This window comes from Amycolatopsis sp. NPDC043885, from assembly GCF_056435685.1.
This window is the reverse complement of the sequence record NZ_JBWKEA010000021.1, coordinates 14742-27084: the sequence shown is the minus strand read 5'-3', so window position 1 is coordinate 27084 and position 12343 is coordinate 14742. Positions and strand designations below refer to the sequence as shown.

At 70.3% G+C, this 12343-nt stretch carries 11 protein-coding genes; 6 read left to right on the top strand and 5 right to left on the bottom strand.

The features are described from left to right. Positions 1-52 precede the first annotated feature (52 nt). The gene (locus tag AC069I_RS37925) at positions 53-1090 is read left to right on the top strand and encodes a metallophosphoesterase family protein (protein ID WP_340682196.1); all 1038 of its coding nucleotides are present in this window, start codon (positions 53-55) and stop codon (positions 1088-1090) included. Between the two features lie 100 nt (positions 1091-1190). Here the strand turns inward: AC069I_RS37925 and AC069I_RS37920 are convergent, their stop codons facing one another. The 3 genes from AC069I_RS37920 to AC069I_RS37910 all read right to left on the bottom strand — a co-directional run bounded on the left by AC069I_RS37920 (position 1191) and on the right by AC069I_RS37910 (position 5829). Continuing rightward, entirely contained in the window at positions 1191-2276 is a 1086-nt protein-coding gene (locus tag AC069I_RS37920; RefSeq protein WP_340682195.1) for an iron-siderophore ABC transporter substrate-binding protein, read from the bottom strand. A 113-nt stretch (positions 2277-2389) separates the two neighbouring features. Then, positions 2390-4147: an ABC transporter ATP-binding protein gene (locus AC069I_RS37915; RefSeq protein ID WP_478267501.1), complete on the bottom strand. Its 1758-nt coding sequence runs from the start codon at positions 4145-4147 to the stop codon at positions 2390-2392. Then, positions 4144-5829, bottom strand: coding sequence for an ABC transporter ATP-binding protein (locus AC069I_RS37910; RefSeq protein WP_478267500.1), 1686 nt, complete (start codon positions 5827-5829; stop codon positions 4144-4146). Before AC069I_RS37910 ends, AC069I_RS37915 begins: the two co-directional genes overlap by 4 nt. A 105-nt stretch (positions 5830-5934) precedes the next feature. Here AC069I_RS37910 and AC069I_RS37905 point away from each other — a divergent pair, with 105 nt between their 5' ends. After that, positions 5935-6978, top strand: coding sequence for a FecCD family ABC transporter permease (locus AC069I_RS37905; RefSeq protein ID WP_478267499.1), 1044 nt, complete (start codon positions 5935-5937; stop codon positions 6976-6978). Between the two features lie 23 nt (positions 6979-7001). After that, entirely contained in the window at positions 7002-8039 is a 1038-nt protein-coding gene (locus AC069I_RS37900; protein ID WP_478267498.1) for a FecCD family ABC transporter permease, read from the top strand. On the opposite strand, the gene AC069I_RS37895 is transcribed toward AC069I_RS37900, so the two are convergent. Further along, positions 8020-8871 (bottom strand): DMT family protein, encoded by an 852-nt coding sequence (locus AC069I_RS37895; RefSeq protein ID WP_478267497.1) that lies wholly within the window; start codon positions 8869-8871, stop codon positions 8020-8022. The two genes, AC069I_RS37900 and AC069I_RS37895, sit on opposite strands and share 20 nt — an antisense overlap. A 176-nt stretch (positions 8872-9047) precedes the next feature. On the opposite strand from AC069I_RS37895, the gene AC069I_RS37890 reads away from it, so the two are divergent. From AC069I_RS37890 to AC069I_RS37880, 3 genes are all read left to right on the top strand, one after another. After that, positions 9048-9572 (top strand): DinB family protein, encoded by a 525-nt coding sequence (locus AC069I_RS37890; RefSeq protein ID WP_478267496.1) that lies wholly within the window; start codon positions 9048-9050, stop codon positions 9570-9572. Between the two features lie 17 nt (positions 9573-9589). After that, the gene (locus AC069I_RS37885) at positions 9590-10300 is read left to right on the top strand and encodes an MBL fold metallo-hydrolase (RefSeq protein WP_465536689.1); all 711 of its coding nucleotides are present in this window, start codon (positions 9590-9592) and stop codon (positions 10298-10300) included. A gap of 147 nt (positions 10301-10447) precedes the next feature. Further along, positions 10448-11551: an LLM class flavin-dependent oxidoreductase gene (locus tag AC069I_RS37880; protein ID WP_478267495.1), complete on the top strand. Its 1104-nt coding sequence runs from the start codon at positions 10448-10450 to the stop codon at positions 11549-11551. Between the two features lie 5 nt (positions 11552-11556). Here AC069I_RS37880 and AC069I_RS37875 read toward each other — a convergent pair whose 3' ends face one another. Further along, entirely contained in the window at positions 11557-12324 is a 768-nt protein-coding gene (locus tag AC069I_RS37875) for an IclR family transcriptional regulator (protein ID WP_478230766.1), read from the bottom strand. Between the last annotated feature and the right edge of the window lie 19 nt (positions 12325-12343).

Sequence of the window (12343 nt, the reverse complement as noted above, 5' to 3'; positions counted from 1 at the left end):
CGGACTTGCGTTGTTCAGAATCCGGCCATAAAACGTGAGTAGCGTTCGGGTTATGGATCGAAGAGCGTTCATGGTGACCGCCGGTGGTGCGGCGGCAGGGGCAGCGATGCTGCCGGGTCAGGCGGAGGCGCAACCGCGGACACAGGGGAAGTGGGGCCCGCATGGGCCGGTCGTCCGCTTCAACGTCCTCAGCGACATCCAGGGCGACCTCACCGACTTCGGCAAGGCGCTCGACGACCTGCACGCGATCAACCCGGGCAGCGCCGGGCTGGGCATCGCGGGCGACCTCACCCCGCGCGGCTACGACTTCGAGTACGCCCAGCTTCGCGCGACGTTCGACAAGCACCCGCATCCGCGCGAGGTCGCGTGGGCCATCGGCAACCACGAGTTCTACGTTCCGAAATGGCGGGATCCCGACACCCTCGCCCAGGAGACCTGGCCCAACGGGACGACCGAGGATTCCCTCTTCCGCGGCTTCTACCGGTTCGCGGGCCGCAACACCGTCTACAACGAGACGTCGTTCGGCGGCGTTCCGGTGCTCTGCCTCGGCACCGAGCGGTACGCGAAGTACCACGACCCCAAGCTGTGGGACGAGGTCTGGATGAGCGACCGCCAGTTCACCTGGCTCGAACAACGCCTGCGGTACTGGTCGAACCGGCGCAGCCCGGTGATGGTGCTGACGCATCATCCGTTGCCCAACACCGTTTCGGGCACGCACAACAAGCTCTACCGGTCCGATTACCTCCAGCCCGACAGGCTGCTTTCGATCCTCGGCCGCCACCGGGACGTGTTCCTCTTCTCCGGGCACACGCACTGGGATCTGAACCTGTCGGACTGGGTGGTCCGCCGCGTGGTGCCTGGTACCGGCAATCTCGAAGGGTTCACCGTCGTCAACACCGCCGCCGTGCAGACCGGCTGGACGGACGACGGCAAGGGCGGGGAAGTGTCCCTCGGCGGCGCGTTCAACCAGGGGCTGCAGGTGGAGGTCTCGCCGTTCTCGGTGGTCATCAAGGCTCGCGACTTCACCACCAAGACGTGGCTGAAGCAGATCACCGTTCCGCTGCACGACTCCTGGGGGTTCCCGCACTGAGCGAGCGTCGGTACGGCCGTGGGCATCCCCGAAGGTAGCGAAGGCCTCCTTCCCTACTGTGAGGGTAGGGAAGGAGGCCTTCACGGACCGGTCGAACGGCTCAGTTCGCCGGCTTGACCTCGGTCTTCGGGTCACCGTCGACCGCGGCGGCGAGTTGCGGGACGATCCGGTCGATCACGTACGGCAGGCTCAGCACGGTCACGAAGGAGACCGCGCTGCCATAGGTGCCCTCGTTCTCGATGAAGACCTCGCGCTTCTCCTTCGCCACCTTCAGGCCGGTGTAGAGCGCGTCCTTGCCGAGGATCTCCTGCGCCTTGGCCGGGGTGTCGATGAGCCACACGAGCGCGTCGCGGTCGAGCAGGTCGGTCCGCTCGGCGCTGAGGCTTTTGCCGAACTTGTCACCGATGACGGCGTCGAGGTCGGCGGGCAGCTTGAAGCCGAGCGATTCGAGGATGTGCGAACGCCCGTCCTGGCTGCCGTAGACGAAGTAGCCCTCGTAGGTCGAGGCCATCAGCGCCGACTTGCCCGCGAACTCCGGGTGCTCCTTGCGGGCCTGGGCGAACTTGTCCTCGACACCCTTGACCAGTTCGTTCGCCTTGGTGGCGCGGCCGACGGCCTGGCCGACCTTCTTGGTCGCCTCGTTCCACGGGATGCCGTAGTCGTTGTACTCCTTCGGCTGCGCGACGACCGGGACGCCGATCTGGCTCAGCTTGTCGTACTGCTCCTTGGTGAGCCCGGAGTACAGCGCGATGATCAGATCCGGCTTGAGCGCGGCGATCTTCTCGTACTGCGGCCCGTCCACGTCCTTGAGGACCTCGGGCAGCGCGGCGCCGCCGAGCTTGTCGGTCGCCCACGGGCCGATGGTGCCGGGGAACTTGCCGAGCCATTCGGTGACACCGACCGGGACCACGCCGAGCGCGAGCAGCGCGTCCTGCTCGGTCAGGCCGACCGTGACGACGCGTTTGGGCTCCTGTGTGATGGTGGTGCTGCCGTACTTGTGCTCGATCGTGGTCGGGAACGCGTTCGCGTCGACCGCGGAGCCGGCGGAGTTCTGCGCGGCCGGGGTGGCCGACTCGCCGCCTCCTCCGCACGCGGTGAGCGAGGCGGCCAGCACCAGGGTGGACGCCAGCAGGCCGGCGGTCTTCAGGCGCCCGCGCACGGCGGAGAGGGTGGGGATTCGGGCCATCGTCCGTCCTTCGTGATCGGCTGTCCGGCGGAATGCCGGATTAATCGAGGATCAGGTTTGGCTAACCTAAGACGCCGACCGCCCGATTGCAACCGGTGACGGTGCGTCCCGGATCACGTCCGTGAACGGTTGTCCGACCAGGCCGCCCAGAGCGTTGCGTAGTGACCGCCGGAGGCCACGAGTTCGTCGTGCGTCCCGCTTTCGACGATCACGCCCGCGTCGAGCACGACGACGCGGTCCGACGCCGCGGCCTGCGTCAGCCGGTGCGCGACGACCAGACCGGTCCGGCCCTCCAGCGCCGCGGCTGCGGCGGCTTCGAGGGTCTTCGCCCCCGCGCTGCCGGCTTCGGCGGTCGCCTCGTCGAGGATCGCGATCGGCGGATCGGCGAGCACCAGCCTCGCCAGCGCCAGCTGCTGCGACTGGGTGACGGTCAGCTGATGCCCGCCCTCGCCGACCACGGTCGCGAGGCCTTCGCTCAGCGCCTCCGCCCAGCCGCGCGCGCCGACTTTTTCCAGCGCCGCCAGCAACTCCGCGTCGGAAGCGCCGGGACGGGCGAGCCGGAGGTCGTCCGCCAGCGAACCGGCGAAGACATGCACCTCCTGGCTGATCAGCGCGACCGCCTGTCGCGTGGCGGACGGCCCGAGTTCGTCGAGCGGGACCCCGCCGACGGCGATGGTCCCCGAGGCCGGGGTGTGGATCCCGGCGATCAGCTTGGCCAGTGTCGTCTTGCCCGCCCCGCTCGCGCCGACCAGCGCGACCCGCTCACCGGGGGAGAGGCTGAGATCGACGTCCCGCAACACCGGATGACCGTCCACATAGGAATGGGAGATGCCCGCCGCCTTCACCGAGGCGTCGACGGGTTTCGCCGGCCGTTCGGGTTCGCTCGGCGCGGGCAGATCGGCGACACCGATCAGCCGGGCGAGGCTCGCGGCGGCCGCTTGCGCGTCGTCGACGAGCGCCAGCGCGGTGTTGATCGGACCGAAGAGGCTGTGGAAGTACAACGCCGCCGCGGTCGCCGCGCCGACGGTCACGGCGTCGGCGCCCACCAGCAGGAAGCCGGCCGTGAGTACGGCCGAGAGACCGACGAACTCGGCAAGGTTGAGCCGGGCGAAGAACTTCGTCATCAGCCGGACACCGCGCAGCATCAGGTCCATCGCGCCCTCGGACCGCTGCCGGACCCGCTCCACGTGGGCGTCGGCGAGCCGGAACGCGCGGACGGTCTTCGCACCCCCGATCGTGTCGAGTAGTTGCTGCTGCTGCGAACCCGTCGCGATCCGCTGCTTCGCGTACAACGGGACGGCGTTGCGGACGTACCAGCGGACGGTGTGCAGCTGGATCGGTGTCGCGAGCAGCGCGGCCAGGAGGAACCGCCAGTCGAGCACGGCGAGCGCACCGAGGGTCAGCACGATTGTCAGCACCGAGCGACCCAGTTCGGGCAGGGCTTCGCGGACCGCCCTCGCGACCACCGTGACGTCGTTGGTGACGCGGGCGGTGAGGTCGCCGGAGCCCGCGCGTTCGACCTGTTCCAGCGGGAGCCCCAGCGCCCGGTCGACGAACCGTTCGCGGAGTTCCGCGAGCAGTGTTTCGCCGAGCTTGGCGGTGAGCGAGACACCCAACGCGGTCGCGATGGCCTGTGCGACGGCGACCAGGACCAGTGCCACCACGGGGGTGGTCAGCTCGGTCGCGGGCCGCTTCTCGATGACCAGGTCGACGATGTGGCCGAGCAGCCGGGCGGTGAGCAGCCCGATCGCGGTCGCGCCGACGAGCATCGCCAGCGCGCCGATGGCACGGGCCTTCGAGGTGCGGAGCAGTTCGCCGAGGACGGCGCGGATCCGCTTGCCGTCGGCGGTGGGGAGGAGTTCACGGGTCATGACAGCACCGCCGCGCGGTAGTCGGCGCGATCGCGGGCGAGTTCGGCGTGGCCGCCCTCGCCGGTGATCCGGCCGCCGTCCAGGACGACGACGCGGTCGGCCACGGCGAGCAGGGCGGGACTCGTGGTCACCAGGATCGTGGTCCGTCCTCGTCGTAGCCGGGCGAGCCCGGTGGCGATCTTCGCTTCGGTCACCGTGTCGACCGCCGTCGTCGGGTCGTGGACGACGAGCACCGGCGCGTCCGCGGCGAGCGCGCGGGCGAGCGCGACACGCTGCCGCTGGCCGCCGGAGAGGGAACGTCCGCGTTCGGTGACCGCGGTCGCGGTGCCGTCCGGCAAGGCCGCCGCGACCTCGTCCGCGGCCGACGCGGCCAACGCCTCGTCGGAGGAAAGGCCGTCCGCGTGGACGTTCTCCGCGAGCGTCCCTTCGAACAGGTCCGCGTCGTGCGCGGCGACCAGGACGACCTCCCGCACTCGCTCCGGATCCACAGTGGACAGATCGACGCCGTCGACGTGGACCTTGCCCTCGGCCGGATCTCCCGCGCGGCCGAGGCAGTCGAGCAGATCGGTCGCGGCGGCCGGATCCGCGGCGACGACGCCGATCAGCTGCCCGGCCGGGATTTCGAGGTCGACGCCGCGGAGGCTGCCGTACGAGACCTCGGTGAACCGGACGTTCCCGCCGGCGGGGGAAGGGAGTTCGCCGTCCCCTGGTTCGACCGCCACCTGCGTGGTCAGCAGGTCGGCGACCCGGGACGCCGACGCGCGGCCCTGCGCCAGTTCGCCGTTGACCCACGAGAAGATCAGGAACGGCGTGAGCAGGAACTGGGCCAGCCCCACCGCGGCGACGAGATCGCCGACGCTGATCGAGCCCGACGCCGCGAGATGCCCGCCGACGAGGGCGACGACCGCGATGAAGCCGCCGGTCAGCGCGAGCACCGCGCCGTCGTGCCAGGCCTTGGCCCGCGCGGCGCGCAAGGTCGCCTTGAGCGAGCTCTGGCTCGTGTCGCGGTAGCGGGCGACCGCGGCGGGTTCGGCGCCGATGCCCTTGAGCACCCGCAGGCCGGACACCAGGTCCGTGGCGACGCCCGAGGCGTGCGCGGACCGTTCCTGTTCGGCTTCGCTGCGGCGCTCCAGCGGCTTGCCGATGAGATGCGCGAGGTACAGCAGCGGAGGTGTGCCCAGGAGCACGAGGAGCCCCAGCGGAAGCGAGATCCGCAGCAGCGCGATGGCGCTGACCAGCACCCCGGCGAGCGCGGCGATCCCGAACGGCAGTGCCGCGTTCACCACCCCGACGCGTTGCGCGTCGCTGGTGCCGATGTTGACCAGCTCGCCTGCGAGCTTGCCCTTGTCGGCGCCGCCACCGGGATGCAGGACCCGTCGGCTGATCGCGATGCGCAGGTCGTGCGCCGCCCGCAGCGACGCGCCCTCGGCCGCGCGCGCGGCGAACCGGTAGCTGTAGGACAGTCCGGCGAAGATCACGCCGAGCACGGCGATCCAGAACACGAGCGTGCCCACGGAACCGCCGTCGACCGCCTGATCGATCACCACACCGATGATCACCGGGACGAGGGCTTCACCGCCCTGGTGCCCAGCGGCGAGCACGGAGGCGAGAGTGACCCGCCGTCGCTGCCCGGAAATCGCCTGCCGCAGGACACTCCGGCTGGTGGTGGCCGTTGCGGTCACCGGCGCCTCCGTTCGTGGTGGGGAAGGTAAGGCTAGTCTAAGTAGGTAGCTCGTTGAGGTGAACTCCGGCGTTCGGTTAGCCTCGCCTCACTCGAAGGAGGTTCCGTGGTCGTCACCGAACGCCCGCCCGCTGCGGCGTCCCCGCCCAGCGCGGCGGCACGGACGTTCCGCGCCGGCGGTCTGGTGGTCGGGCTCGCCCTGCTGGCGCTGGTGTTCCTGCTCAGTATCTGGGTGGGGTCGAAGAGCATCCCGTTCACCTCGACCTGGTCGGTGCTGTGGCACAACGACGGCTCGACCGACGCGGTGATCATCCACGACCTCCGTATCCCGCGGACCCTGCTGGGCGTGGTCGTGGGGGCGGCGCTCGGCCTGGCGGGCGCGGTGATGCAGGCGCTCACCCGGAACCCGCTCGCCGATCCCGGCCTGCTCGGCGTCAACACCGGTGCTTCGGCCGCGGTCGTGTCGGGGATCGCGTTCGTCGGGGTCACCAGCGTGCTCGGCTACATCTGGTTCGCCTTCGCCGGCGCCGCGATCGCCTCGGTCGTGGTGTACGTGCTCGGCTCGGCGGGGCGCAGTGCCACGCCGGACCGGCTCGTGCTCGCCGGTTCGGCCGTCATGGCCGTGCTCCAGGCCTACATCGTCGGGATCCTGCTGCTGATGCCCGAGACGTTCAACCAGTTCCGCTTCTGGAACGTCGGTTCGCTCAGCGGCCGCAAATGGGACGTGTTCCTGCAGATCTCGCCGTTCGTCGCGGTCGGTGTGATCATCGCGCTGCTGCTCGCCCGGCCGCTCAACGTCCTCGCGCTCGGCGACCAGACCGGCAAGGCGCTCGGCGCCCACGTGGGCCGCACCCGGGTGCTGGGCGCGGTCGTGGTGACGCTGCTCTGCGGTGCGGGGACCGCGGCGATCGGACCCGTACTGTTCCTCGGGCTCGCCGTGCCGCACGCCGCGCGCATGCTGGTCGGCCCGGACCAGCGCTGGGTCCTGCCGTATTCGATGCTGCTCGCGCCGATCGCGCTGATCGGCGCCGACGTCGTCGGCCGCGTGCTGAACCCGCCGGAGGAACTGCAAGCGGGCATCGTCGTCGCGTTCCTCGGCGCGCCGGTGTTCATCGCGCTCTGCCGCCGCAGGAAGCTGGCCAGGCTGTGACCGCGATCAAGGAGCACCCACGGATGAGCACCCGCGTCCTGCGCACCCCGGGCGGCGGACTTTCCCTTCGCGTCACCCCGCGAGCCGCGATCGTCGTCGCGCTGCTGGCCATCGCTGTGTTCTTCCTCGGCGCGGTCAGCCTGACCACCGGCGACTACCCGTTGTCCGTCGGCGAGGTCATCCAGACGCTGTTCGGCTTCGGCGACCGAAGCACCGAGTTCATCGTGACCACCCTGCGGCTGCCCCGCCTGCTGACCGCGCTGCTGGTCGGCGGCGCGCTCGCGGTCAGCGGCGCGATCCTGCAGAGCCTGTCCGGGAATCCCTTGGGCAGCCCCGACTTCATCGGCTTCACCGAAGGCGCGGCCGCCGGTGCGCTGCTGACGATCATCGTGGTGCACGGCGGCATGCTCCAGGTGTCCTTGGGAGCGCTGGTCGGCGGGGTCGCGACTGCGGCGTTGATCGCCTTGCTCGCGCTGAAGGGCGGCGTGCACACCTTCCGGCTGATCCTCGTCGGTATCGGGGTGAACGCGATGCTCATCGCGTTCAACTCCTACCTGATCACCAGGGCCTCCTGGCAGGACGGTCTCGCGGCGCAAGCGTGGCTGGTCGGCGGGCTCAACGGGCGCGGCTGGGAGCATGTCGGCCCTGTCGCGATCGCCATCGCCGTCCTGCTTCCGCCCGCTTTCGTCTACGGCAGAAGGCTTTCCCTGCTGGAGATGGGGGACGACTCGGCCAAGGGGCTCGGCGTGCCGGTGCAGCGGAGCCGGGTCGTGCTCCTCGGGGTCAGCGTCGGGCTGTGTTCGATCGCGACGGCGGCCGCCGGTCCGATCGCGTTCCTGGCACTCGCCGCGCCTCAGCTGGCGAAGCGGCTCACGCGGTCTTCGGGGCCGGGCCTCGCCGCGGCCGCGCTGATGGGCATGCTCCTGCTGGTGACCAGCGATCTGATCACCCAGCAGTTCTTGGCGGGCCTGCCCGTCGGTCTCGTCACCGGGGCGATCGGCGGTCTGTACCTGGCCTGGCTGCTGGTGTCCCGGCGCGGGGTCAGCCGAGCTGCGCGCTGACCGGCTCGATCGGCGCGGGCTCGCCGAAGCGGGCCAGCGCGAGCGCCGCCGAAACCGCGAGCACGAACCCGACCGCCGCCACGGCCGCGAACCCCGGTCGCGTGGTGTCGCCCAGTACGAGCACCCCGATCAGAGACGGGAAGACGGTCTCGCCGATCACCATCATCGCGGTCGACGTCGTGACACTGCCGCGCTGCAACGCGGTGGCGTAGAACAACATCGCCAGCGCACCCGCCACACCCAGCGTGTACGTCGCCGGGTCGGTCAGCAGATCCAGCGGGGCGAGGCTGGTGAGCGCGCGCCCGGAAAGGGCGACCACGCCGAAGCACAGGCCGGCGATCAACCCGAGCGCCGGTGTCCGGATCCGGCGCGACGCGCGACCGGCGAACATCCCGGCCGTGCCGAGCACCACGACCGCACCGATCAGCACGAGCCGGAAACCCAGCCCGGTCGACGCCGAGCCCTCGCTTTCCGCGGACATCCCGAGCAACGCGAGCCCGGCGCAGACGCCCGCGACCGCCGTCCACTCGCGACGCCCCAGCCGGACCCCGAGCGTCCGCGCGGCCACCGCCGTCACGGCGAGGCTTCCGGCCAGCGCCGCCTGGACCACGAACAGCGGCAGTACCCGCAGCGCGGCGACCTGGGCGACGAACCCGATGACGTCGAGCGCGAGACCCGCGACGAACTTCCACTGCCGCAGCACCCGCACGAGGAGGCGGGGATCGACGCGATCTTCCGCGCCCGACGTCGCTTTCGCGGCTATCGCCTGCATCACCGAAGCGACGCCGTACGCACAGGCCGCGAAGAACGCGCAAACCAAACCCCACCACATGAACCGTGAGCCTAGCCCCGCAGTGTCCACACGGGGATCTCACGTGATTGGGCACGTAACTCGCGTGATCAAAGGGCGATCTCACGTGATTGGGCGCGTAACTCACGAGTTACGCCTTCAAGCACGCGAGTTACGCCTTCAGTCACGCGAGATCGCCGTATGTGTACAGTGACCGCATGTCGAACACGGGTTCGAGCGCCGCCGAGCCGGTGGAGCGCGCCTGGCCGAACGGGATCGCCGAGGACGAAGCCGGGCTCCAGTGGGACTTCCTGCGTTTCCTCCGCGCGACAGCGGTGAACAAGGTCGCCGGGCTGACCAGGGACCAGGCGGCCGCGACACCGCTGCCGTCGTCCCCGCGGATGAGCGCGCTGGGGTTGCTCAAGCATCTGACCGCGGTGGAGCGCTGGTGGCTCTCGATCGAAGCGGGCGGCGTGGACCTGCCTTCGCTGTGGGAAGGCTCACCGGATCCGAGCTGGGACCTGACCGAGGACGACGATCCGCGTTCCGTCGTCGAGGCGTACCGCGCCGAGTGGGCCTTGGCGGAATCGTCGCTGGCCGGGGTCTCGCCGGACGATCGCGCGCGCAAGTCGGGCAAGTTCACCGTCCGCTGGGTGCTCGCGCACGTCGTCCAGGAGACCGCCCGGCACGTCGGGCATCTGGACATCCTTCGGGAGCTGGCCGACGGAACGACAGGGGAGTAGCGCCGTAAGGTGTCCGCATGGCTGACAGGCTGTACTTCCGGCAATTGCTCGCTGGCCGTGACTTCGCGGTGGGGGATCCCGTCGCGACGCAGATGGTCAACTTCGCCTATCTGATCGGCGATCGGGAGACGAACGAGGCCGTCGTCGTCGACCCGGCGTACGCGGTCGGTGATCTGCTGGACCTGCTGGAAGCCGACGGCATGCGGCTGACCGGTGTCCTCGCCACGCATCACCACCCCGACCACGTCGGCGGCGAGATGATGGGCTTCTCGCTGCCGGGGATCGCGGAACTGCTGGAACGCGTCCAGGTGCCGATCCACGTCAACGGCGCGGAGGCCGAGTGGGTCCGCCGGATCACCGGCGTCTCCGGAACCGACCTGCGCTCGCACGAACACGACGACGTGCTGGAGGTCGGCGCGGTGCCGATCCGGCTGCTGCACACGCCGGGGCACACTCCGGGCAGCCAGTGCTTCCTGGTCGACGGGAAGCTCGTCTCCGGCGACACTCTGTTCCTCGAAGGCTGCGGCCGGACCGATTTCCCCGGCGGGGACGCGGAGGCGATCTACCGGAGCCTGCAATGGCTGGCCGGACTGGACGGCGATCCGGTCGTCTACCCGGGACACCAGTACTCGGCGGAGCCGTCGGCGAACCTGTCGCGGGTGAAGGACACGAACTTCGTGTTCCGGCCGAAGTCGCTGGACGAATGGCGGCTGATGTTCGGCGGCTGACCGCGTTTAGTCCTCTGAATGCGGGAAGGGCCCACCGCGCCCCGTCTACGCATTCAGAGGACTAAATGCGCGGAGGGGGCGTCCAGATCGCGGGACGCGGAGCCCGCGGATTGACCGGTCCGGTGCGGGGAGCCGAAGCTCGGAACCGTGACGCTCAAGCTGCATTGGTTCCTCCCCACCACCGGTGACGGCCGGACGATCGTGGAGCACTTCCACGCCAGCCGCGCCGCCGGGGCGTCCGCGGCCCGCGAGCCGAGCCTCGGCTACCTCGCGCAGGTCGCCAGCGCCGCCGAGGCGAACGGCTTCGAAGGCGTGCTGACACCGACCGGGACCTGGTGCGAGGACGCGTGGCTGACGACGGCCGCGCTGATCCGCGAGACGAGAAGCCTCAAGTTCCTGGTCGCGTTCCGGCCCGGGACGATCTCCCCGACACTGGCCGCGCAGATGGCCGGGACGTTCCAGCGGATCTCGCAAGGACGGGTGCTGCTCAACGTCGTCACCGGCGGCGATACGGTCGAACAGCGCCGTTTCGGTGACTGGCACGATCACGACCAGCGTTACGCCCGCACCGGGGAGTTCCTCGAGATCGTTCGCGGTGTGTGGAGCGGCAAGCCGTTCGACTTCGACGGCGAGCACCTCAAGGTCGAGGGCGCGACCACGCGCGCGGCGCCGGATCCGGTTCCGTCGATCTATTTCGGTGGTTCGTCCGCGGCGGCGCTGCCGGTCGCGGCGAGGCACGCCGACGTCTACCTCACGTGGGGCGAGCCGCCCGCGCAGGTCGCCGAAAAGATCGCCAAGGTCCGCGAGCTCGCCGACGAGCAGGGACGGAAGCTCCGCTTCGGTATCCGGCCGCACACCCTTTCCCGTGACACGTCGGCCGAAGCCTGGGCGGAGGCGGGCAAACTGCTGGACGCGATCGACCCGGAGCGGATCGCCCACACCCAGGAACAGTTGTCCGCCAGCGAATCCGTGGGCCAGCAGCGGATGGCCGCGCTGCACCGCGGGAAGACCGGCGGCGGCGTCCGCGGTTTGGAGGTGTACCCCAATCTCTGGGCCGGGATCGGCCTCGTGCGCGGTGGCGCGGGCACCGCGCTCGTCGGCAGTCATGGGGAGGTCGCCGACCTCATCGAGGAGTACCACGCGCACGGCGTCGAGGAGTTCGTCCTCTCCGGCTATCCGCATCTGGAGGAGGCGTACTGGTTCGGTGAGGGTGTGCGTCCGGAACTGGTCCGGCGAGGGCTCGTCGCGTAGAACCCTTACAGGGTGCGGGAAAGAGCCAAGGCGGCGGTCCGCACCGCGGGTGCGACCCGGTTGGTGTGCATGCGGTTCGCCCAGCCGGAGATCGACAACGCCGCCACCGCCACCCCTTGCGCGTCGAGCAGCGGGCTCGCCGCGCAGACGACGCCGACGCCGGATTCCTCCCGTTCGAACGCGATTCCCTCACCGTGGATCTTGGCGAGCTGACGGCGCAGCAGGCCCGCGGCGGTGATCGTCCGTACGCTGACGCGCGGCAAGCCGGCGTCGATCACTTGTGTCACCACGGATTCCGGCGAGAACGCGAGGATCGCCTTGCCGACGCCGGTGGCGTGCGCGGGAAAACGGCCGCCGATCCGGGACGGCAATGACGGCGCGTCGGGCCCCCGCAGGATGTCGAGGTAGACGACCTCGGTGCCTTCCAGGACCGCCAGATGCACGGTGTTGCGGGTCGCTTCGCGGAGATCGGCCAGATACGGACGCGCCGCCTCGACGAGTCCCCGGCGCCGTACCGCCAGCTGGCCGATCTCGAACAGTTTCAGCCCGAGCCGCAACGCCGCGCCCTCGCGTTCGAGGAGGGCGGTCGCGACCAGGTGCCCGGTGAGCCGGTGGACGGTCGATTTCGCCAGGCCGGTCCGCCGCGCCAGCTCGGAAACGCCGAGCGCGTCGTCACCGGGACGGAAAGCCGAGAGCAGCGCGGAGATCCGGGCGGCGACGAGGCCGTCCGCTCCGGTTCGTTCCGGGTCGTCGTTCCGCCCAGCGGCACGCATGGGTTGAGTGTGCCCTATC

What these genes read in the sequence shown, in the direction of transcription:
- AC069I_RS37895 (WP_478267497.1), bottom strand. Translation starts at nt 8,871, where the DNA reads ATGTGGTGGGGTTTGGTTTGCGCGTTCTTCGCGGCCTGTGCGTACGGC.
- AC069I_RS37925 (WP_340682196.1), top strand. Translation starts at nt 53, where the DNA reads ATGGATCGAAGAGCGTTCATGGTGACCGCCGGTGGTGCGGCGGCAGGG.
- AC069I_RS37920 (WP_340682195.1), bottom strand. Translation starts at nt 2,276, where the DNA reads ATGGCCCGAATCCCCACCCTCTCCGCCGTGCGCGGGCGCCTGAAGACC.
- AC069I_RS37885 (WP_465536689.1), top strand. Translation starts at nt 9,590, where the DNA reads ATGGCTGACAGGCTGTACTTCCGGCAATTGCTCGCTGGCCGTGACTTC.
- AC069I_RS37875 (WP_478230766.1), bottom strand. Translation starts at nt 12,324, where the DNA reads ATGCGTGCCGCTGGGCGGAACGACGACCCGGAACGAACCGGAGCGGAC.
- AC069I_RS37890 (WP_478267496.1), top strand. Translation starts at nt 9,048, where the DNA reads ATGTCGAACACGGGTTCGAGCGCCGCCGAGCCGGTGGAGCGCGCCTGG.
- AC069I_RS37900 (WP_478267498.1), top strand. Translation starts at nt 7,002, where the DNA reads ATGAGCACCCGCGTCCTGCGCACCCCGGGCGGCGGACTTTCCCTTCGC.
- AC069I_RS37915 (WP_478267501.1), bottom strand. Translation starts at nt 4,147, where the DNA reads ATGACCCGTGAACTCCTCCCCACCGCCGACGGCAAGCGGATCCGCGCC.